At 52.0% G+C, this 19,846-nt stretch carries 21 protein-coding genes; 13 read left to right on the plus strand and 8 right to left on the minus strand.

What is annotated here, in order from left to right:
- The first annotated feature begins 26 nt into the window (after positions 1-26).
- From G8S19_RS20825 to G8S19_RS20855, 7 genes are all read left to right on the plus strand, one after another.
- A complete protein-coding gene (locus G8S19_RS20825) occupies positions 27-833 on the plus strand; it encodes an SDR family oxidoreductase (RefSeq protein ID WP_253685844.1) in 807 nt (268 codons plus the stop codon).
- A 9-nt stretch (positions 834-842) separates the two neighbouring features.
- Positions 843-1,250, plus strand: coding sequence for a mannose/fructose/sorbose PTS transporter subunit IIA (locus tag G8S19_RS20830; protein ID WP_253685846.1), 408 nt, complete (start codon positions 843-845; stop codon positions 1,248-1,250).
- Entirely contained in the window at positions 1,250-1,744 is a 495-nt protein-coding gene (locus G8S19_RS20835; protein ID WP_003031646.1) for a mannose/fructose/sorbose PTS transporter subunit IIB, read from the plus strand. The genes G8S19_RS20830 and G8S19_RS20835 overlap by 1 nt, the downstream gene beginning before the upstream one ends.
- Before the next feature lie 65 nt (positions 1,745-1,809).
- A complete protein-coding gene (locus tag G8S19_RS20840) occupies positions 1,810-2,607 on the plus strand; it encodes a PTS mannose/fructose/sorbose transporter subunit IIC (protein WP_115601162.1) in 798 nt (265 codons plus the stop codon).
- Positions 2,608-2,618: 11 nt separating this feature from the next.
- Positions 2,619-3,443, plus strand: a complete 825-nt coding sequence (locus G8S19_RS20845; protein WP_003031641.1) for a PTS system mannose/fructose/sorbose family transporter subunit IID — start codon at positions 2,619-2,621, stop codon at positions 3,441-3,443.
- A gap of 68 nt (positions 3,444-3,511) precedes the next feature.
- Entirely contained in the window at positions 3,512-4,735 is a 1,224-nt protein-coding gene (gene sorE / locus G8S19_RS20850; RefSeq protein WP_124021086.1) for an L-sorbose 1-phosphate reductase, read from the plus strand.
- A gap of 1 nt (position 4,736) precedes the next feature.
- Entirely contained in the window at positions 4,737-5,549 is an 813-nt protein-coding gene (locus G8S19_RS20855) for a shikimate 5-dehydrogenase (RefSeq protein ID WP_253685848.1), read from the plus strand.
- Positions 5,550-5,596: 47 nt separating this feature from the next.
- Here the strand turns inward: G8S19_RS20855 and G8S19_RS20860 are convergent, their stop codons facing one another.
- Both G8S19_RS20860 and G8S19_RS20865 read right to left on the minus strand, forming a co-directional pair.
- The gene (locus G8S19_RS20860; protein ID WP_124021088.1) at positions 5,597-5,890 is read right to left on the minus strand and encodes a type II toxin-antitoxin system CcdA family antitoxin; all 294 of its coding nucleotides are present in this window, start codon (positions 5,888-5,890) and stop codon (positions 5,597-5,599) included.
- A gap of 95 nt (positions 5,891-5,985) precedes the next feature.
- On the minus strand, positions 5,986-6,351 hold the full coding sequence (locus tag G8S19_RS20865; RefSeq protein WP_124021089.1) for a hypothetical protein: 366 nt from the start codon (positions 6,349-6,351) through the stop codon (positions 5,986-5,988).
- 131 nt (positions 6,352-6,482) lie between these two features.
- Here G8S19_RS20865 and G8S19_RS20870 point away from each other — a divergent pair, with 131 nt between their 5' ends.
- Both G8S19_RS20870 and G8S19_RS20875 read left to right on the plus strand, forming a co-directional pair.
- A complete protein-coding gene (locus tag G8S19_RS20870; protein ID WP_032938222.1) occupies positions 6,483-6,656 on the plus strand; it encodes a hypothetical protein in 174 nt (57 codons plus the stop codon).
- A gap of 70 nt (positions 6,657-6,726) precedes the next feature.
- Entirely contained in the window at positions 6,727-6,888 is a 162-nt protein-coding gene (locus tag G8S19_RS20875; protein ID WP_005132808.1) for a hypothetical protein, read from the plus strand.
- A gap of 146 nt (positions 6,889-7,034) precedes the next feature.
- Here G8S19_RS20875 and G8S19_RS20880 read toward each other — a convergent pair whose 3' ends face one another.
- The 3 genes from G8S19_RS20880 to G8S19_RS20890 form a co-directional block, all read right to left on the minus strand.
- The gene (locus G8S19_RS20880; protein ID WP_124021090.1) at positions 7,035-7,541 is read right to left on the minus strand and encodes an HNH endonuclease; all 507 of its coding nucleotides are present in this window, start codon (positions 7,539-7,541) and stop codon (positions 7,035-7,037) included.
- A 214-nt stretch (positions 7,542-7,755) separates the two neighbouring features.
- Complete coding sequence (locus G8S19_RS20885; protein WP_124021091.1) at positions 7,756-8,496, minus strand: DUF2971 domain-containing protein; 741 nt, start codon at positions 8,494-8,496, stop codon at positions 7,756-7,758.
- A 213-nt stretch (positions 8,497-8,709) separates the two neighbouring features.
- A complete protein-coding gene (locus G8S19_RS20890; protein ID WP_253685221.1) occupies positions 8,710-9,870 on the minus strand; it encodes an IS30 family transposase in 1,161 nt (386 codons plus the stop codon).
- 237 nt (positions 9,871-10,107) lie between these two features.
- Here G8S19_RS20890 and G8S19_RS20895 point away from each other — a divergent pair, with 237 nt between their 5' ends.
- The 3 genes from G8S19_RS20895 to pepE all read left to right on the plus strand — a co-directional run bounded on the left by G8S19_RS20895 (position 10,108) and on the right by pepE (position 11,495).
- Positions 10,108-10,425, plus strand: coding sequence for a type II toxin-antitoxin system RelE/ParE family toxin (locus tag G8S19_RS20895; protein WP_124021092.1), 318 nt, complete (start codon positions 10,108-10,110; stop codon positions 10,423-10,425).
- The gene (locus G8S19_RS20900) at positions 10,418-10,696 is read left to right on the plus strand and encodes an addiction module antidote protein (protein WP_124021093.1); all 279 of its coding nucleotides are present in this window, start codon (positions 10,418-10,420) and stop codon (positions 10,694-10,696) included. Before G8S19_RS20895 ends, G8S19_RS20900 begins: the two co-directional genes overlap by 8 nt.
- A gap of 109 nt (positions 10,697-10,805) precedes the next feature.
- A complete protein-coding gene (pepE, locus tag G8S19_RS20905) occupies positions 10,806-11,495 on the plus strand; it encodes a dipeptidase PepE (RefSeq protein WP_032942056.1) in 690 nt (229 codons plus the stop codon).
- A gap of 61 nt (positions 11,496-11,556) precedes the next feature.
- Here the strand turns inward: pepE and G8S19_RS20910 are convergent, their stop codons facing one another.
- Complete coding sequence (locus tag G8S19_RS20910; protein ID WP_124021094.1) at positions 11,557-13,188, minus strand: Na/Pi cotransporter family protein; 1,632 nt, start codon at positions 13,186-13,188, stop codon at positions 11,557-11,559.
- A gap of 136 nt (positions 13,189-13,324) precedes the next feature.
- The gene (gene metH, locus G8S19_RS20915; protein WP_219352070.1) at positions 13,325-17,008 is read right to left on the minus strand and encodes a methionine synthase; all 3,684 of its coding nucleotides are present in this window, start codon (positions 17,006-17,008) and stop codon (positions 13,325-13,327) included.
- A 195-nt stretch (positions 17,009-17,203) separates the two neighbouring features.
- Between metH and iclR the strand changes: the two genes are divergently transcribed.
- Complete coding sequence (iclR, locus tag G8S19_RS20920) at positions 17,204-18,028, plus strand: glyoxylate bypass operon transcriptional repressor IclR (protein ID WP_003031613.1); 825 nt, start codon at positions 17,204-17,206, stop codon at positions 18,026-18,028.
- Positions 18,029-18,049: 21 nt separating this feature from the next.
- Here the strand turns inward: iclR and aceK are convergent, their stop codons facing one another.
- Complete coding sequence (aceK, locus tag G8S19_RS20925) at positions 18,050-19,798, minus strand: bifunctional isocitrate dehydrogenase kinase/phosphatase (protein ID WP_124021096.1); 1,749 nt, start codon at positions 19,796-19,798, stop codon at positions 18,050-18,052.
- Positions 19,799-19,846: the final 48 nt, after the last annotated feature.

The raw sequence follows: 19,846 nt of genomic DNA on the forward strand, positions 1-19,846 counted from the left end.
CCCTTATCTAAAATCGGGAGTTAATTATGCAAACGTGGTTAAACTTGCAGGGCAAAGTCATTATTGTTACCGGTGGTGCATCTGGAATTGGGCTGGCGATTGTTGAAGAGTTATTAGCGCAGGGCGCTAATGTGCAAATGGCAGATATTCACGGTGGTGACGGTAAATATGAAGGCCATAGTGGATATCATTTCTGGCCAACGGATATTTCCAGCGCCAAAGAGGTTAATCATACTATCGCTGAAATTATCCAACGCTATGGGCGTATCGATGGTTTGGTGAATAACGCAGGCGTTAATTTTCCGCGGCTGCTGGTCGATGAAAAAGCACCCGCCGGGCAATATGAACTCAACGAAGCCGCTTTTGAAAAAATGGTGAATATCAACCAGAAAGGTGTGTTCTTAATGTCGCAAGCAGCGGCACGCCAAATGGTAAAACAACGTAACGGCGTGATTGTGAATGTCTCTTCAGAAAGCGGGCTGGAAGGTTCAGAGGGCCAAAGTTGCTATGCCGCCACCAAAGCCGCATTGAATAGCTTTACCCGTTCCTGGTCGAAAGAGTTGGGCAAACACGGGATTCGTGTGGTTGGCATTGCGCCTGGCATTCTGGAAAAAACCGGTCTGCGCACTCCCGAGTATGAAGAAGCGCTGGCCTGGACTCGCAACATCACCGTCGAACAGCTGCGCGAGGGCTACACCAAGAACGCGATCCCAATTGGTCGCTCAGGGCGCTTAAGCGAAGTCGCTGATTTTGTTTGTTATCTTTTGTCTGAGCGCGCCAGTTACATAACCGGAGTAACCACTAACATTGCGGGCGGAAAAACGCGCGGCTAAGGAGGTTTTATGGTCAATGCAATCTTCTGTGCTCACGGCAAACTGGCCTGCGCCATGCTGGAATCGGTACAGATGGTCTACGGTGATGCCAACGTTGAAGCCGTGGCATTTGTCCCCGGAGAGAACGCCAGCGACATCGTGGAAAAGCTGAAAAAGTTAGTAAGTATTCACACTGGCGATGAATGGCTGATTGCCGTCGATTTGCAGTGCGGCAGTCCCTGGAATGCTGCCGCGACGCTGGCGATGCACAATCCGGCGATACGGGTCATCAGCGGGATATCACTGCCGTTGGCGCTGGAGCTGGTAGACAACCAAAGCAGTATGAATGTGGATGAACTGTGCGAACACCTGACGACCATTGCTCAACAAACCTGTGTCGTCTGGAAACATCTGGAAACGGCCGAAGAGGATTTCTGATGAACATTACCCTTGCTCGTATTGATGACCGCCTGATCCACGGTCAGGTCACCACCGTCTGGTCGAAGGTGGCGAATGCACAACGGATTATTATCTGTAATGACGACGTTTATAACGATGAAGTACGTCGCACATTATTGCGTCAGGCCGCCCCGCCGGGAATGAAAGTGAACGTCGTTAATATCGAAAAGGCGGTCGCGGTTTACCATAATCCGCAATACCAGAACGAAACCGTTTTTTATCTATTTACCCGCCCGCAGGATGCATTAGCAATGGTAAAACAAGGGGTAAAAATCACCACATTAAATATTGGCGGCATGGCCTGGCGACCAGGTAAAAAACAATTAACCAAAGCCGTTTCTTTAGATAACGACGATATTCATGCGTTTCGTGAGTTAGATAAACTGGGTGTCACGCTGGATTTACGCGTCGTCGCATCCGATCCATCTATTAATATTCTCGAAAAAATAGAAGAACAATCGTTCGCTGAATAAATAAAAATGCCTGTGTACTTATGCTTTAACAGGCAGGGATGATCACATTCACAAGGTGACATATTATGGAAATAAGTACCCTACAAATTATCGCCATATTCCTATTTTCCTGTATTGCCGGAATGGGCAGCGTGCTGGATGAGTTCCAGACCCACCGTCCGCTAATTGCTTGTACCGTTATCGGCCTGATCCTCGGTGATTTAAAAACCGGGATTATGCTCGGCGGCACACTGGAGTTGATCGCTCTTGGCTGGATGAACGTCGGCGCAGCGCAGTCTCCCGATTCGGCGCTCGCCAGTATTATCTCCGCCATTCTGGTTATCGTCGGTCAGCAAAGCATTGCTACCGGTATCGCCATCGCCCTGCCGGTGGCGGCGGCAGGCCAGGTACTGACGGTATTCGCCCGTACCATCACCGTGGTGTTCCAGCACGCGGCAGATAAAGCCGCCGAAGACGCCCGTTTTCGCACCATCGATTTGCTGCACGTTTCCGCCCTGGGCGTACAGGCGCTGCGCGTCGCCATTCCAGCGCTGATTGTCTCGCTGTTTGTCAGCGCGGATATGGTCAGCAACATGCTGAATGCCATTCCGGAATTCGTCACCCGTGGGCTGCAGATTGCCGGAGGATTTATCGTAGTCGTCGGTTACGCCATGGTACTGCGCATGATGGGCGTGAAGTACCTGATGCCCTTCTTCTTCCTCGGATTTATCGCCGGGGGTTACCTCGATTTAAGTCTGCTGGCCTTTGGCGGCGTGGGCGTGATTATCGCGCTGGTCTACATCCAGCTGAACCCACAGTGGCGTAAGACTGAACCGCAGGCGCAAGCCCCCTCTTCTCAAGCTCTTGATCAGCTTGAAGACTAACGGAGCCCATCATGGAACAGAAAAAACTGACCAAATCCGACCTGTTTAGCATGTTCGTTCGCTCCAACCTGCAACAGGCGTCATTCAACTTTGAACGCATTCATGGGTTGGGCTTTTGCTACGACATGATCCCTGCCATCAAGCGCCTGTATCCGCTGAAAGAAGACCAGGTTGCAGCACTCAAACGGCACCTGGTGTTCTTCAATACCACACCTGCCGTTTGCGGCCCGGTGATTGGCGTGACCGCCGCAATGGAGGAAGCACGCGCCAACGGTGCGGAAATTGACGACGGCGCAATCAACGGCATCAAAGTCGGGCTGATGGGTCCGCTGGCCGGCGTCGGCGATCCGCTGGTATGGGGAACGCTGCGCCCGATTACCGCCGCGCTCGGCGCATCGCTGGCGCTGTCCGGCAACATTCTCGGCCCACTATTGTTCTTCTTTATTTTCAATGCAGTACGTCTGGCAATGAAGTGGTACGGCTTACAGCTTGGCTTTCGTAAAGGGGTCAACATCGTCAGCGACATGGGCGGCAACCTGCTACAGAAACTGACCGAAGGCGCATCGATTCTCGGCCTGTTTGTGATGGGAGTATTGGTCACCAAATGGACCAGCATCAACGTGCCGCTGGTGGTATCGCAAACGCCTGGCGCAGACGGCACCACCGTCACCATGACCGTGCAGAACATTCTCGACCAACTCTGCCCCGGCCTGCTGGCGTTGGGTCTGACGCTGCTGATGGTGCGGCTACTCAACAAGAAAATTAATCCGGTATGGCTAATCTTCGCCCTGTTTGCGCTGGGAATTATCGGTAACGCACTGGGCTTCCTGTCCTGACTTTTTCGCTCCGGCAATGCCGGGGCAACTTCAACAAATAGTCCTCGAAAGAGGAAGAGGTGGTAACAATGCAAACAACAACAGCTTTACGTCTTTATGGTAAACGCGATCTGCGCCTGGAAACCTTCGATCTTCCTGAAATGCAGGACGATGAAATTCTGGCCTCAGTCGTAACCGACAGCCTGTGCCTTTCTTCCTGGAAAGAGGCTAACCAGGGCGAGAACCACAAAAAGGTGCCGGACGATGTGGCCACCAACCCGATCATCATCGGTCATGAGTTTTGCGGCGACATTATTGCCGTAGGCAAAAAATGGCAGCATAAGTTTCAGCCCGGCCAGCGCTATGTCATTCAGGCTAACCTGCAACTGCCGGATCGCCCGGACTGTCCCGGCTACTCCTTCCCGTGGGTGGGCGGTGAAGCCACCCACGTCGTTATTCCCAATGAGGTGATGGAGCAGGACTGCCTGCTGGCCTACGAAGGCGAAACCTATTTTGAAGGTTCGCTGGTTGAGCCGCTATCCTGCGTGATTGGCGCATTCAACGCCAACTACCACCTGCAGGAAGGCACTTATAACCACAAGATGGGCATTCGTCCGCAGGGGCGAACGCTGATACTCGGCGGCACCGGGCCGATGGGACTACTGGCGATCGACTATGCACTGCATGGCCCGGTTAACCCGGCGCTGCTGGTGGTAACCGACACCAATAACGACAAGTTGAGCTACGCCCGCAAGCACTATCCATCAGAACCACAAACGTTGATCCATTATCTCCACGCCCAGGATGCGAGTTATGACACCTTGATGGCGCTGAGCGGTGGACACGGGTTTGATGACATCTTTGTGTTTGTGCCCAACGAACAGCTGGTTACGCTGGCCTCTTCCCTGCTGGCTGCCGATGGTTGCATGAACTTCTTTGCTGGCCCGCAGGATAAGCAGTTTAGCGCGCCGATTAACTTCTACGACGTACACTACGCCTTCACCCATTATGTTGGGACGTCTGGCGGCAATACCGACGACATGCGCGCGGCGGTTAAACTTATCGAAGAGAAGAAGGTTCAGGCGGCAAAAGTGGTGACGCACATTCTGGGGTTAAATGCGGCAGGTGAAACCACGCTGGAACTGCCAACAGTCGGCGGCGGGAAAAAACTGGTTTACACCGGCAAAGCCTTACCATTAACCGCGCTCACGCAGATTGATGATCCAGCCTTGCGCGATATCCTGGAACGACATGAGGGGATTTGGTCGCAGGAAGCCGAACAGTACGTATTGTCTCACGCCGAGGAAATTTAACATGATTAACCGCGACACCCAGTTGTGCATGTCGCTTGCCGGTCGCCCTGGCAACTTTGGCACTCGCTTTCACAACTATCTGTATCAAAAATTAGGGTTAAATTTTATCTACAAAGCCTTTACCACGCAGGATATTGAGGACGCAGTGAAAGGCGTTCGCGCGCTGGGTATCCGCGGTTGCGCGGTCTCAATGCCGTTTAAAGAGAGCTGCATGTCGTTTCTGGATGCCATCGATCCTTCCGCAAGCGTCATTGATTCCGTCAATACCATCGTCAATGACAACGGTACGCTGACAGGATTTAACACCGACTATATTGCGGTAAAAAGTCTGATTGCCAGCCACCAGCTCAATAGCAGCGCACGCGTGATGATTCGCGGCAGCGGTGGAATGGGTAAAGCGGTTATCGCCGCGTTTCGCGATGCGGGGTTTACAGATGTCATCATTGCCGCGCGCAATCGCGAGAGCGGCCCGGCGCTGGCAAAACAGTACGGTTTCCAGTGGCAGCCCCAGTCGGAAGGTATTGCCTGCGATATTCTGGTTAACGTGACGCCCGTCGGCATGGCTGGCGGTAAAGAGAGCGATGAACTGGCCTACAGCGAAGCGATGGTCGCTACCGCCAGCGTGGTGTTTGACGTGGTCGCCCTGCCGTCGGAAACACCGGTGATTAAGCTGGCGCAGCAGCTGGGTAAAAAAACCATCAGCGGCACAGAGGTGATTGCCTTACAGGCCGTAGAGCAATTCGCCATGTACACCGGCGTACGCCCGGATGACGCGCTAATCGCCGAAGCGGCAGAATTTGCGCGGGCGGGGTAACGAAGCAGGAACAGAGCGCCAGGGATGGGCGCTCTAATAGACATTAATCAAAATGTCCTTTGAAAATCACTGAACGAACCGTTTTCTTCCACCCATTGATTTAATGCTGCTATCGATTTTTTATTTTCCCGCAGCCATTCTTCACGTTTGTTCTCACGAAATTTTTCGATTAGGGCTTCGGTTAAAACCGCTGACAGATTGATTTTAAGCTTGCGCGCCTCTTCCAGTATCTCTGGAGCCAGAGAGACATTGACTGATTTTTTTACTTTAAACAATGTGCGCATGATAACCCCCATAGCAGTACGCATGACACACCTAAGGTGTGCGTAATAAGCGAGCATTTCCTGTTCCCGGCCAGCAAATCATCATGTCACACTAAGATGGTTGCACAGGTCTGTCACGCCCCGAAGAAGATGTCTGCGAGGCGCTTTCCAGATTAGTTTAGGGAGTCGCTGACAAACAGCTGCTGGTCAGCTTTCGCTTCCAACTGCGCCAGCGCGGGAATCAACTGGCTGATATTTACCAGACTGTGTCCTAACTGGCATATGCTCTCATAGGCAAAATGTTCCTGACCTTCACCCGCCATGGTCAGCAGGCTTTCGCCCATAAAATTCAGCGTCTGGTACAACCATGCCAGCGCCTCTTCACAGCCAAACGATAGCGCCAGATTTTCTTCGGTGGTGAGATGGCGACAATCAAGATGGCGGAACGCCTCGGCGAGTGGAAAATAAAGCAGGTCAGCTTGCGGTATGAGAGAAGAAGACGCAAAACAGGCGTTAGTGGTACTATTAGCATCAGCCATAGCATTACCTCGTATAATGTTGTGGTTAGAAGCTCGGTATGTGTTCGCGCACTGCCGGGCTTCGTTGTTTCTGTAAGACAATTGACTTACACTTGTCTTACGATCATCAATGTAAATCAGGTGTCAGACACATGTCAACGGTAGAATTCAAAAAGAAAGGTAACAAACAAATCGCGTTACGTGTCGAGCCAGAACTGGAAGCAGGGATCCAGAAAGCGCTTTCAATGGATGGTGACGCGTCAATATCCGCATGGATTAAGCGAATTATTAGGAAAGAATTGAAGCAGAAAGGGATTGAAGTTTAGAAGTTGGTATTTCTGGCTTGTAAGAGTAGTGTGTCATCACACATCTCGTATAATCAAGGTGCCAACACACATGAACGAAAGAAGAGGCAATCCCCCGTTTCAATTCCGTCTGGATCCGGAACTGCGCAAAGCGATGGAAGAAGCACAGCGGCAGGCTGGCGATGAATCGTTGGCAGCCTGGATTAAACGTGTGATTAGAAAAGAGTTGAAGCAGAAAGGAATTGAAGTGTAAGAGGCGGTACTTTATATCGTTTTTCTGAAGGTCTGCTCAGAGCGAGGAGCGGACATTTCCTTAAAAGAAAATTTAAATCTAATGTAAAATAAAATTTAACATTAGATGGACTGGTTAACCTGGATAACTATAAGTAATTTAATTCATCAAACAGTCTGAATAAATATTTTTTTTAAAGCTTCTCTAATAATATACACCTTGGTTGCATCAGAATATCTACCACCATGTGTTCCTGCCTTTTTGAACAACTCACTGAAAGTTTCTTTGATAAGAATTTCATTAACTGTCATTTGAGTTTCTTTATTATATTTATCCATTTCCTGCTGGATTAGTCTTAACATGCTTTCCATTTCAGTAGGTTGCTCATTCATCCATTCAATAAGAACAGATTCATTAGCAATATCTGGGCTTTCTCTATGGCATTTACTGCATAGCAGAATATAATTTGAGACATCATTACTTCCGCCTAGTGAGTGAGGGATAATATGTGCCCTCTCCAATTTTGAGGATTCGCGGCCACAGCAGACACATACATTAAAATCACACGCATTATCATAGCGCGTATCATCCAAACCTCTTTGAATTCCATTGTCAATCCAGTACTGCCAGATCATTTTTTTACTTGGTGCGTTTTGTCTAGGAACTACTGCCATATTACTGCTCCTCAAGAATTCAAACAGTTGATGAGAGATAAGCTGACCTGCGCCCTATAGATTAACACACTACGCTGTTAGTAACGTCCACTTCTGACGCAGAGCGGAAGCTAACTGAATCGTAGGTCTACTTTGAGCGAACAGCAGACATTCAATCGATCGTGAGGTATTTACAATACTTAACATTAGTTAATATAGATATGTTTTTAAGTAATTATATCGGTTGAAAATAAATGTCAAATTTATCACTGTACAAATTTCCTTTCTGGTAATTAACATTTGGATCCGTAATTATACTTCTTACCAAATGTATATCTGATATATCCGTCTTGCAGCCGAAATAGACAGAAATTAATTCTGCGGGCCAAGGATGTAACTCATTACCTTGCTCAACTACATGCCTCCACTCCTGCTCGTACTCCCAATGTTTAGATTTTGTGTGTAATATTCTAATTTTATTAGATAATGTATCGACTTCATTTAAAATTGAACTTGCCTGTATCGATGGATAATTATCATTGTAATTCATCGGCCTGGTTATTTTATCATCTGCTAAGGCTGTGCCGACGATGCGTTTAAACTCTAAGCACATACCTTTATGTTCAGAAGCATAATGCGACCACATCAGCAAATTTTTGTTACTGCTTGCTAGTGAAAGAATACCTAACTTTTCTAAACCGCTTTTAAATCTGTCCAAAGGTTCATCAAGAGAGCGTTTTTGGGAAACTATTACATCTGACATATCTTCACCAAAAATGGCTGATAATTTTTCAGAGTCCATTTCCCGTTCGTACACATGCCTTTGTCCTCTCACATAAAATTGGGTGTCAAAAGGATCATTAAATGCTGCCGGTTTTGAGTACCAGATTTTCCGCTGTGCAAGAGCGCTTAATTGATTCTTACCGATAGAGCAGTATTTGAATAAAGATGTAATTTCAGGCTTTATCACTAGCATTCCTATGATTTTTTCAATGTTAATATAATTAATTATACAACTTTACTATCACAAGTTCAGGTTGTAACCTTCTGATTGTAAGATAAAAACACACATATACCCTCATAAGAAAATGTATCTTGGTTACACAATTAAAACATTCTAACAAAATCGTTTCCGAAGTACTTTAATCTTCTTGAATTATGTTAGTAACGTCCGTTCCTGGCTGTGAGTTCAACCGATGGATGCAACACATTGATTGAACCGCTCTGCGGGTGATTCATAGTCTAGCGTTTTTCTCGGCCTCTCGTTGAGCTGTCTGGCAACACTGTTTAGTCTTTGCTGGCTGTGAACCGATAAGTCAGTTCCTTTTGGAAAATACTGTCTGAGTAATCTGTTTGTATTTTCATTTGAGCCGCGTTGCCAGGGGGATTGAGGATCGCAGAAGTAAACCTGAATATCTGTAGCTACGGTAAACCGGGTATGGCTGGTCATTTCAGCACCCCGGTCCCATGTTAATGTTTTATAAAGCTCAGCAGGTAATTCACGGGCTTGTTTGATGAGTGCAGATATAACCGTTATGGTCTTGTTGTCCCTGACTTTGGCCAACATAACAAAACGGGAATGACGCTCTACGAGGGTGACGATATAGGAGTTTTTAGAGCCCTGGATCAGATCACCTTCCCAGTGACCTGGTATGGCTCTGTCAGCTGCTTCAGGTGGCCTTTCGCTGATAGAGATCGTATCCGGGATTGACCCTAATCCTTTCCCTTTAAGCGATGATGTTCTGGATCTACGCACGACTCTTCCGCTTCTGAGGCATTGCTGCAGTTCTTTTTTTAATGCACCCCGGGTTTGTATAAAAAGCGTTTTATATATCGTTTCGTGTGACACATGCATTTCCTGACTATCCGGATAACAGCGTTTCAGCCAGCCGGCGATCTGTTCCGGCGACCAGTCCTGATGCATATTCTCTGCAATGATTTTACACAATGCGGGGCTTTGAATTAGCTTGCAAGGTTTTGGTCTCAGAGCATTTTCCCACGCAGCAGTATCGGCTTTTGCTGCACGGTATTGTTTTGCACCACCGTGTCTCCTAATCTCGCGGCTAATCGTTGAAGGAGCTCTTGATAATTTGGCAGCGATGTCCCTGATGCTGCGTTTTGCTACCAATCCTCTGGATATTTCCTCTCTTTCATCAAGCGAGAGCGCTAACCGGTGCCGCCTTCTCACGGGAGGACGGTAGCCACCTGTCTGGTGGATTGTAGGCATAATAGAAGAGTGAAATCTGTCGAACATTCTGGCGATATCGTGCAGGGAATCACCTTGCTTATATCGGTCCCAGATAATCGCTTTCTGTTCTGGCGTGTAGTAAATGCGCGTTCTTCGTTTCATGGCAACGTCCCCCTTGATTAAGGATAGCGTTGCATCGACCCGTTGAACTCACAGCACAAAGCCGACTATCCCCTGTTATCGTTTCTCGTATCAACCACAGCATCCTGAAAAATTACGCATTATTGCGAGGTGCTTTCCTGTTTACGCCCACCAGCATTTCCTCTCACCTCCCAGTTTTTTATTCTCTACTTTCAACTTGTCAATTCACAATGTAGTTTATAAAATACATGGAACGTAATCATGGAAATTCTTCAGACCACGGTTTTCCAACGCTGGGAGCAGAACCTACGGGATCGCAGGGCCAAAACGCTCATTGCCGCACGACTTTTTCGACTGGCGAATGGTTTAGCTGGCGATGTTAAACCTGTAGGTGAAGGCATCAGCGAAATGCGCATTTCTTACGGTCCTGGTTACAGGATTTACTTTAAACAGCATGGCTGCCGCATCATCATTTTGCTATGTGGTGGCGATAAAAGCTCACAAGCTAACAATATCACCCTTGCAAAAGTGCTCGCCCGTTCACTGGACTATCAGGAGACATTCCGCCATGAATAAGCTTACTCAGTACGATCCCGCTGCTGCGCTAGTTGATGATGAAGAAATTGCTGTATTTATGGCGGATGCCCTCGAAACAGGCGATGCAACGTACATTGCAAAAGCGTTGGGCGTGGTGGCACGCGCTAAGGGAATGGCGAACATCGCGGCAGAAACGGGATTATCCCGCGAACAACTCTATCGCTCGTTTAGTGAGAAAGGAAACCCGACGCTGAAAACCACGCTGGCGGTGATGAAGGCGCTCGGTATTGGATTGACACTTAGAAAATAGTCCCAGCTTCTATCTCCCCTTCCAACATCGTGAGCCATATCAGTAAGGCATTAGATTGATAGTGGTAGCATTAGCGCGGTTTGTAATTTTCTGATTACATGGAGAAATGATGGAACTGCTTTTATTGAGTAACTCGACGCTGCCGGGCAAAGGCTGGATGGAACATGCGCTGCCGCTGATCGCAGAGCAACTGAATGGTCGCCGCACGGCGGTGTTTATTCCGTTCGCTGGCGTGACGCAAACCTGGGATGAGTACACGGCGAAAACGGCAGCCATCTTTGCGCCAATGGGCGTTAACGTTACCGGTATTCATACCGTTGCCGATCCAATTGCAGCCATTGAAAACGCCGAGCTGGTGATTGTCGGCGGCGGGAATACTTTCCAGTTGCTGAAAGAGAGTCGTGAGCGCGGGTTGCTGGCGCCGATCGTGGATGTCGTCAAACGCGGTGCGCTGTACATCGGCTGGAGCGCGGGTTCCAACCTTGCCTGCCAGACCATCCGCACTACCAACGACATGCCGATTGTCGATCCCAAAGGTTTTGATGCGCTGGGTCTGTTCCCGCTGCAGATTAACCCACATTTCACCAACGCGCTGCCGGAAGGCCACAAAGGCGAAACGCGTGAACAGCGTATCCGCGAACTGCTGGTTGTGGCACCGGAGCTGACGGTGATTGGCTTGCCGGAAGGTAACTGGATTAAAGTGAGTAACGGTCAATCTGTGCTCGGCGGCCCAAACACCACGTATATCTTTAAAGCGGGTGAAGAGGCGGTTGCCGTTGAAGCAGGCCACTGCTTTTAGTTGATTTATTGTCTGATGCCGGATGCGGCTTCGCCTTATCCGGCCTACCGCTTCACCTCACTCAATAATCATCCCGCTCATCGTCTTCATCCGGCTGTTCCAGCACGCTGTAAGCCACTGAACAAAACAGCGAGTTCAGACGCTGCATATCGCCCAACAGCGCCAGGTGCAACGAGCTGGTCTCGATGCTCTGCACGTTCTGCTGATGCAGACGGTCAACGTGCGCATGCGAATAACGACGGTTGAGAATACGGAAGCGGTGCTTGCTGCGGCGCAGACGACGGGCACTGGTCACATCACCTGAGAAGAACACCGACATTGCCAGTTGCAGATTGCTGAGCAGCTGATCGTAAAGCGCATCCAGCTCTTTCAGCCCTTCTACCGAGAATGCCCGGCGGGCGGCCAGCGACTTATCGGCTATCTCGCTGCCCATACGTTCGACAATATCGGAAGCCTGCTCAAGGTTGAGCGACATTTCGATAATCTCCGCCCAACGGCGTGATTCCTCTTCCGCCAGCTCATCCTTTGGCATCCGCGCCAGATAGAGCTTAATGGCCGTGTATAGCACGTTAATGTCGTCCGCCATCCTGCGCAGTTCTTTCTCTTCACGCGGCTCACCGTGCATCACGCGCTTCAGCCCCTCCATCATCTGCTCCATCGCGTCGCCTATGCGCAAAGCTTCACGGGCGGCATTAGCCAAAGCGAGCGTCGGCGTATCCAGCGCGCTAACGTCCAGATGTTTGGGCTTCAGATGCGCATCAAGTTCTGGCTCATCGCGGATGATGCGCTTACAAAAACGCGCCATCGGTTCGGCGAACGGCACCATCGCCACGCAGCGCACCAGGTTGTAGAAGACGTGGAAGTAGATAACCAGTTCAGATTTCGCCAGCGGCAGTTCATCCATCAGATTAGCCAGCGGATGAACAAACGGCAGGATAATCAGGCTACCCACCAGCTTAAACAGCAGGCTACCTAGCGCCACTCGGCGGGCGGCGGCATTAGCGGCGCTGTTGTTAAGCATCGCCAACAGGCCGGATCCGAGGTTGGCGCCAATCACCAGACACAGCGCCACCGGGAACGAGATAATGCCTGCGGCGGTCAGCGTTGCCGTCAACAGTACCGCCGCCAGGCTGGAGTAACTGATAATCGCAAACATGGCGCCAATCAGCGCATCCAGCATGATATCGCCGGTGAGCGAGGCGAAAATAACCTGTACGCCATTAGCCTGAGTGATCGGCGTTACCGCCTGCACAATCAGCTCCAGCGCCAGTAAAATCAACCCCAGACCAATACCTACCCGGCCCAGCTGTCCGGCACGAGACTGCTTGCGCCCAAGAAAGAAAATGACGCCGATAAAAATCAGCAGTGGCGACAGCCAGGAGAGATCGAAGGTCAGGATACGCGCCATCAGCGCGGTCCCCACGTCGGCGCCCAGGACAATCACCAGCGCAGGGGTGAGCGCCACGAGATCCTGCGCGACAAACGACGTCACCAGCATGGTGGTAGCGTTACTGCTTTGCACCAGAGCAGTAACGCCGATCCCCGCGCAAAAGGCGAGCGGCTTCTTTTCAACACTACGGCTGAGCACGGTACGCAAGCGGGCGCCGAAGACGCGCATCACACCGGTACGCACAATATGCGTCCCCCAAACCAGCATCGCGACGGCAGAAAGCAGGTGTAACAGAGTTAACACGGAATCAGGTACTCCTTATCGTTATATGTTCCTGAGGCCGAAGCCTTCTTTCAGTATAAGGGTTTAAACGTAATAAAGAGACAGGGCACTCATTGAGTGCCCTGTTTGTTGTAAATAAAGATGACAGTTTTGTGAATCAGTCGGCGTCGTAGCCGAGGTTCGGCGCTAACCAGCGCTCCACTTCTGCCACGCTCATCCCTTTACGGAAGGCATAATCTTCAACCTGATCGCGCTGGATTTGCGCCACAGCGTAGTACTTGCTGTCCGGATGACTGAAATACCAGCCGGAAACCGAGGCACCTGGCCACATGGCGAAGGATTCGGTGAGCTTCATCCCGGTATGCGCCTCCACGTCCAGCAGTTCCCAAATGGTGGCTTTTTCGGTGTGTTCCGGACACGCCGGATAGCCCGGTGCCGGGCGAATCCCCTGGTAGTTTTCGCGGATCAGCTCCTCGTTACTGAGATTCTCATTCGCCGCATAGCCCCAGTAGACTTTACGCACACGCTCATGCAGATATTCTGCGAACGCTTCCGCCAGACGGTCAGCAATCGCTTTCACCATGATCTTGTTGTAGTCGTCATGTTGCGCTTCAAAAGCATCTGCCAGCGCGTCTTCTTCCAGACCACCAGTGACCGCAAAAGCACCGATGTAATCCGCTTTACCGCTCAGTTTCGGCGCAACAAAGTCAGACAAGCAGTAGTTGGCGAAACCGACTTTTTCCGTCTGCTGGCGCAGGTGATGACTCACGTTGATGACGTGCGTACGCGTCTCATCACGGTAAATCTCGATGTCGTCACCCACGCGGTTGGCCGGGAATAAACCCACCACGCCACGCGGATTCAGCGTCTTCTCAGCGCTGAGTTTATCCAGCATGTCGTTGGCATCTTTGAACAGGCGCTTCGCCTCTTCGCCCACTACTTCATCTTCGAGGATTCGCGGATATTTCCCGGCCAACGACCAGGTCATAAAGAACGGCGTCCAGTCGATGTAGTTGCGCAGGGTTTCGATGCTGGCTTCCACTTCCTGTACGCCCAGACGGTGCGCCACCGGCGGGGTGTAGTTTTCCCAGTCAAAGGCCAGATCGTTGTCGCGGGCAGCCTGTAACGTTACGGGTGGAGTACGCGGTTTCTTACGCGCATGCTGGATACGCACGGTTTCGTACTCTTTACGCGTACGGGCGACAAAGTCATCACGCTGGGTGTCAGAGAGCAGCGCAGCCACGACACCCACGGTACGCGAGGCGTTCTGCACGTACACCGTCGGGCCGCTGTAGTTCTGCTCAATTTTCACCGCCGTGTGCGCTTTTGAGGTGGTCGCACCGCCAATCAGCAGCGGAATAGTGAAGCCCTGACGCTCCATCTCTTTCGCCACGTTAACCATTTCATCCAGCGAAGGGGTAATCAGCCCGGAAAGGCCAATCAGATCGGCATTCACTTCACGCGCCGTTCTGAGGATTTTCTCCGCGGGCACCATCACGCCAAGATCGACGATTTCGTAGTTGTTACATTGCAGCACCACGCCGACGATATTTTTGCCGATATCGTGCACATCGCCCTTCACGGTAGCGATGACCATTTTGCCGTTGCTGGAGCCTTTCTCTTTGCTGGCCTCAATGTACGGTTCGAGGTACGCCACCGCCTGCTTCATCACGCGGGCGGATTTCACCACCTGCGGCAGGAACATTTTACCCTCGCCGAACAGGTCGCCAACCACGTTCATGCCGTCCATCAACGGTCCTTCAATAACCTCGATCGGGCGCGCAGCCTGCTGGCGCGCTTCTTCGGTATCCAGCTCAATAAACTCGGTAATGCCTTTCACCAGCGAGTATTCGAGGCGCTTTTTCACGTCCCAACTGCGCCACTCCGCCTGTTGAGCGTTGGCGGTCTCGTCGGTTTTGCTGCCGCGATATTTCTCGGCCAGCTCCAGCAAACGCTCGGTGCCGTCGTCGCGACGGTTGAGGATCACATCCTCTACCGCATCGCGCAGCTCGGCGGGCAGGTCGTCATAGATTGCCAGTTGTCCGGCGTTGACGATCCCCATGTCCATGCCGTTGCGAATGGCGTAGTAGAGGAATACCGCGTGAATGGCTTCACGTACCGGGTCGTTGCCACGGAATGAGAATGACACGTTAGAAACGCCGCCGGAGATCAGCGCGTGCGGCAGTTCGCGTTTGATGTCTTCACAGGCCCCGATAAAGTCCTGCGCATAGTTGTTGTGTTCCTCAATGCCGGTCGCGACGGCAAAGATGTTCGGGTCAAAGATAATATCTTCCGGCGGGAAGCCCACCTCTTCGGTAAGAATCTTGTACGCCCGACGGCAGATCTCAATTTTGCGCGCGCGGGTGTCGGCCTGGCCCTGCTCGTCAAAGGCCATCACCACCACTGCAGCACCGTAGCGACGCAGCAGCTTCGCGTGATGAATAAAGGTCTCAACCCCCTCTTTCATCGAGATGGAGTTAACGATGCCTTTACCCTGAATGCACTTCAGCCCTTTTTCGATTACTTCCCATTTCGAGGAGTCGATCATAATCGGCACGCGGGCGATATCCGGTTCACCGGCAATCAGGTTGAGGAAACGAACCATCGCCGCTTCGGCGTCGAGCATCCCCTCATCCATGTTGATATCGATGATCTGCGCGCCGCTTTCCACCTGCTGGCGGGCGACGTCCAGCGCTTCGCTGTATTTCTCTTCTTTGATCAGGCGCTTAAACTTCGCTGAACCGGTAACGTTGGTACGCTCGCCGACGTTCACAAACAGGCTGTCGTCGCCGATGTTCAGCGGCTCAAGGCCGGAAAGGCGGCAGGCAACCGGGATTTCCGGCAAGCGGCGTGGCGGCAAGCCATCCACCGCGCGGCTCATGGCAGCGATGTGTTCCGGCGTGGTGCCGCAGCAGCCGCCAACAATATTCAGGAAGCCCGCCTCGGCCCATTCGCGGATTTGCGCCGCCATGGTGTCGGCATCGAGATCGTACTCACCAAAAGCGTTTGGCAGCCCGGCGTTCGGGTGCGCGGTAACGTAGCATTCGGCAATACGCGACAGTTCCTGCACGTACTGGCGCAGTTCGTCCGGGCCTAAGGCACAGTTCAGACCAAAAGTCAGCGCATCGGCGTGGCGCAGGGAGTTGTAGAATGCTTCGGTAGTCTGGCCGGAGAGCGTACGGCCAGAGGCGTCGGTGATGGTGCCGGAGAGCATAATCGGCAGCTCAACGCCCAGCGCCTCGAATTCAGTTTTAACCGCGAAAATAGCGGCTTTGGCGTTGAGGGTATCGAAAACGGTTTCAATCAGGATCAGGTCACTGCCGCCTTCCACCAGCGCTTTGGTGGATTCGCGGTAGGCGGCCACCAGCTGATCAAAGGTAATATTACGGTAAGCCGGGTCGTTGACGTCGGGCGAGATAGACGCTGTACGGTTGGTTGGGCCAAGCACGCCCGCGACATAGCGCGGTTTGTTCGGCGTGCGCGCCGTCCATTCGTCTGCCGCCGCGCGCGCCAGTTTGGCTGCCGCAAAGTTGATTTCCGCCGACAGGGATTCCATCTGGTAATCCGCCATGGCGATAGTCGTGGAGTTAAAGGTGTTGGTTTCGATGATGTCCGCGCCCGCCTCGAAGTAGGCGTTGTGAATCGCGGCGATCACCTCCGGTTTGCTGAGCACCAACAGGTCGTTGTTGCCTTTCAGATCGCACGGCCATTCGGCAAAGCGTTCGCCGCGGAAATCCTCTTCGCTCAGACGATATCCCTGGATCATGGTGCCCATACCGCCGTCCAGCACCAGAATACGTTCATTTAACTGCTGACGTAATTGTTCTACTTTGCTGCTCACACTCGCTCCCGACAACGCTCAACCAGACCGAAAAAAACTCAACAGGCCATACTGGCACAAACCTGAGAGGCGGAAAAGAGAACAACGGCCAACATGAGACATGTTCAGCTTCACTCATCCGATCAGTACAGGAATTCTTGCATTATATTTGAATAAAACGAAAATGATTTCCACGATACAGAAAAGGAGTCTGCCATGGTTGCCCCCGTTCCCGCGAAACGCGGTAGAAAACCCGCCGCTACTACTGCGCCCGCAACCGGGCAGGTTCAGTCCCTGACGCGTGGCCTGAAGCTACTGGAGTGGATTGCGGAATCCAACGGCAGCGTGGCGCTGACCGAGCTGGCGCAGCAGGCCGGCCTGCCAAACTCCACGACTCACCGTTTGCTGACCACCATGCAGCAGCAGGGATTTGTTCGTCAGGTCGGTGAATTAGGGCACTGGGCCGTGGGCGCACATGCGTTTATCGTCGGCAGCAGCTTTCTGCAAAGCCGTAATCTGCTGGCGATTGTCCACCCAATCCTGCGCAAACTGATGGAAGACTCCGGTGAAACGGTCAACCTGGCCGTGCTGGATCAAAGCGACCATCAAGCGATTATTATCGACCAGGTGCAGTGTACCCAATTGATGCGTATGTCTGCGCCCATCGGCGGCAAACTGCCGATGCACGCTTCCGGCGCGGGTAAGGCGTTTTTATCCCAACTGAGCGAAGAACAGGTGACAGGGTTGCTGCACCGCAAAGGACTACACGCTTATACCCACGCCACGCTGGTGTCGCCGGTGCATCTGAAAGAGGATTTGGCCCAGACGCGTAAGCGCGGCTATTCCTTTGATGATGAGGAACATGCGCTGGGTCTGCGCTGCGTGGCATCGTGCATTTATGACGAGCACCGCCAGCCGTTTGCCGCCATTTCCATCTCCGGCCCCATTTCGCGCATTACCGACGATCGCGTGACCGAGTTTGGCGCCATGGCGATCAAAGCGGCGAAAGAAGTGACGCTGGCGTATGGCGGGTTTCGTTAAGATGGGATTGCCGGGTGGCGGCTACGCCTTACCCGGCTTACGATCGGTTTCATAACGCACGCTGAAACGCTGTTTGCGCCGGTAGGCGTAAACATCTTCCACATGCCCGTTTTTAATCCGCGTTTGCAGACCACGCCAGTAGTCGGCGTTGAACAAGTCAGCGTGCATCTCTTCAAATAGCGGCCCGATACGCGGGTCGGCACATAGCCAGTGGCGAAACTCTTCCGGGAAGACATCTCCAGGCGATACGCTGTACCACGGCTCGGCGCTCATCTCATCTTCCGGGTAACGCGGGGGCGGGATATGGCGGAAATTCACCTCCGTCATATAGCAAATTTCGTCATAGTCATAGAACACCACGCGCCCGTGACGGGTGACGCCGAAGTTCTTAAACAGCATATCGCCGGGGAAAATATTGGCGGCGGCCAGCTGACGAATCGCGTTGCCGTACTCTTCAATGGCATCGCGCAGTTGTTGACCTTCGACCTGCTCCAGCCAGATATTCAGCGGCACCATCCGTCGTTCGATATACAGATGGCGAATGACAATCTGATCGCCAAGATCGGTAATTTTTTCCGGGGCTTCCTGCAATAGCAGCGCCATCAGCGCCGGATCGATTTGCCGTTTATCCAGCACAAAGTTCTCGAACTCCTGGGTGTCAGCCATCCGCCCAACGCGATCGTGCTCTTTGACCAGTTGATAACAGGCGCGGACGTGGGCGGCAGACATCTCTTTCTGCGGCGCAAATTTGTCTTTGATGATTTTAAACACCCGGTCAAAGCCCGGCAGGGTAAACACCAGCATCACCATACCGCGGATCCCCGGCGCTTCAATAAACTGCTCATCACAGTTGGCCAGGTAGAGCAGATACTCCCGATAACTTTCCGTTTTTGCATGCTTCTGGCAGCCAATCGCCATATACAATTCAGCGGTGGTTTTACCGGGCAGGATCTCGCGCAGCCACTCCACTAACGCCGCGGGCAGCGGGGCATACACCATAAAGTAGGAGCGGGCAAAGCCAAACACAATGCTCGCCTCCGCCGTCGTGGTCAGGCAGGTATCGACAAACAGCTCACCTTCGTCTGTCCGGTGGATTGGCAGTAAAAACGGCAGCGTTCCAGAAGGGGTAATCAGCTTACCGACCAGCCAGGCGGCCTTGTTACGATAAAACAGTTCATTCGCCACCTGTAAATGGCAGCCCTGCAACACATCCGCTCCCAGGGTTTCGGTCAGGTGTTCGATGATGTAGTGAATATCACGATGTTTATTCTGCCATGGAAGACGCAGGGGCAGATCGCTAAGGACGCGAGTCAGCAGCCACTCCCAGCCGGTATCAGGAAAAAAGTCTTTCGCCAACGGGCGTGGGATCGTGCGGAAACGACGCTCTGGCTGAGAACTGAAAATAAACAGCCGCTCGGGAGTCAGCGAGCGGTGATCAAATAACCGACAGTAAACGGAGTTAAAAAAGCTCTCCGCAATCTCGAAGCGCGGGTAATCCGGCAGTAGCCGGGTGTAATGCTCTTTCACGCGAAGTAAAAAATCCGCGTCGGTACTTTTGCCGTCTGTAATGCAGCGCAACTGCTCCACCACCAGACCCACGTGATGATCGTAAAGGTGAATACGGCTTTTCATCGCCTGCTGAACCGCATGCCAGTCGGCATGTTCAAAACGCTGCTGCGCGCCGGAGGTGACTTCCAGAAAACGCCCGTACTGGGCGTCGAAACCTTGCAAAATCGTCTGAGCAATCAGTAATTCCAGGCCACGCGTCATCGACTTCTCCCATCCGGCACAACGTCATGCCGGATGGCGCGTTCGCTT

This window comes from Citrobacter sp. SX206, assembly GCF_024181025.1.
Taxonomy (GTDB): domain Bacteria; phylum Pseudomonadota; class Gammaproteobacteria; order Enterobacterales; family Enterobacteriaceae; genus Citrobacter; species Citrobacter youngae.

Coding starts and splice junctions, on each gene's coding strand:
- G8S19_RS20825 (WP_253685844.1), top strand. CDS start 27: ATGCAAACGTGGTTAAACTTGCAGGGCAAAGTCATTATTGTTACCGGT.
- G8S19_RS20830 (WP_253685846.1), top strand. CDS start 843: ATGGTCAATGCAATCTTCTGTGCTCACGGCAAACTGGCCTGCGCCATG.
- G8S19_RS20835 (WP_003031646.1), top strand. CDS start 1,250: ATGAACATTACCCTTGCTCGTATTGATGACCGCCTGATCCACGGTCAG.
- G8S19_RS20840 (WP_115601162.1), top strand. CDS start 1,810: ATGGAAATAAGTACCCTACAAATTATCGCCATATTCCTATTTTCCTGT.
- G8S19_RS20845 (WP_003031641.1), top strand. CDS start 2,619: ATGGAACAGAAAAAACTGACCAAATCCGACCTGTTTAGCATGTTCGTT.
- sorE (WP_124021086.1), top strand. CDS start 3,512: ATGCAAACAACAACAGCTTTACGTCTTTATGGTAAACGCGATCTGCGC.
- G8S19_RS20855 (WP_253685848.1), top strand. CDS start 4,737: ATGATTAACCGCGACACCCAGTTGTGCATGTCGCTTGCCGGTCGCCCT.
- G8S19_RS20860 (WP_124021088.1), bottom strand. CDS start 5,890: ATGCTCGCTTATTACGCACACCTTAGGTGTGTCATGCGTACTGCTATG.
- G8S19_RS20865 (WP_124021089.1), bottom strand. CDS start 6,351: ATGGCTGATGCTAATAGTACCACTAACGCCTGTTTTGCGTCTTCTTCT.
- G8S19_RS20870 (WP_032938222.1), top strand. CDS start 6,483: ATGTCAACGGTAGAATTCAAAAAGAAAGGTAACAAACAAATCGCGTTA.
- G8S19_RS20875 (WP_005132808.1), top strand. CDS start 6,727: ATGAACGAAAGAAGAGGCAATCCCCCGTTTCAATTCCGTCTGGATCCG.
- G8S19_RS20880 (WP_124021090.1), bottom strand. CDS start 7,541: ATGGCAGTAGTTCCTAGACAAAACGCACCAAGTAAAAAAATGATCTGG.
- G8S19_RS20885 (WP_124021091.1), bottom strand. CDS start 8,496: ATGCTAGTGATAAAGCCTGAAATTACATCTTTATTCAAATACTGCTCT.
- G8S19_RS20890 (WP_253685221.1), bottom strand. CDS start 9,870: ATGAAACGAAGAACGCGCATTTACTACACGCCAGAACAGAAAGCGATT.
- G8S19_RS20900 (WP_124021093.1), top strand. CDS start 10,418: ATGAATAAGCTTACTCAGTACGATCCCGCTGCTGCGCTAGTTGATGAT.
- pepE (WP_032942056.1), top strand. CDS start 10,806: ATGGAACTGCTTTTATTGAGTAACTCGACGCTGCCGGGCAAAGGCTGG.
- iclR (WP_003031613.1), top strand. CDS start 17,204: ATGGTTGCCCCCGTTCCCGCGAAACGCGGTAGAAAACCCGCCGCTACT.
- aceK (WP_124021096.1), bottom strand. CDS start 19,798: ATGACGCGTGGCCTGGAATTACTGATTGCTCAGACGATTTTGCAAGGT.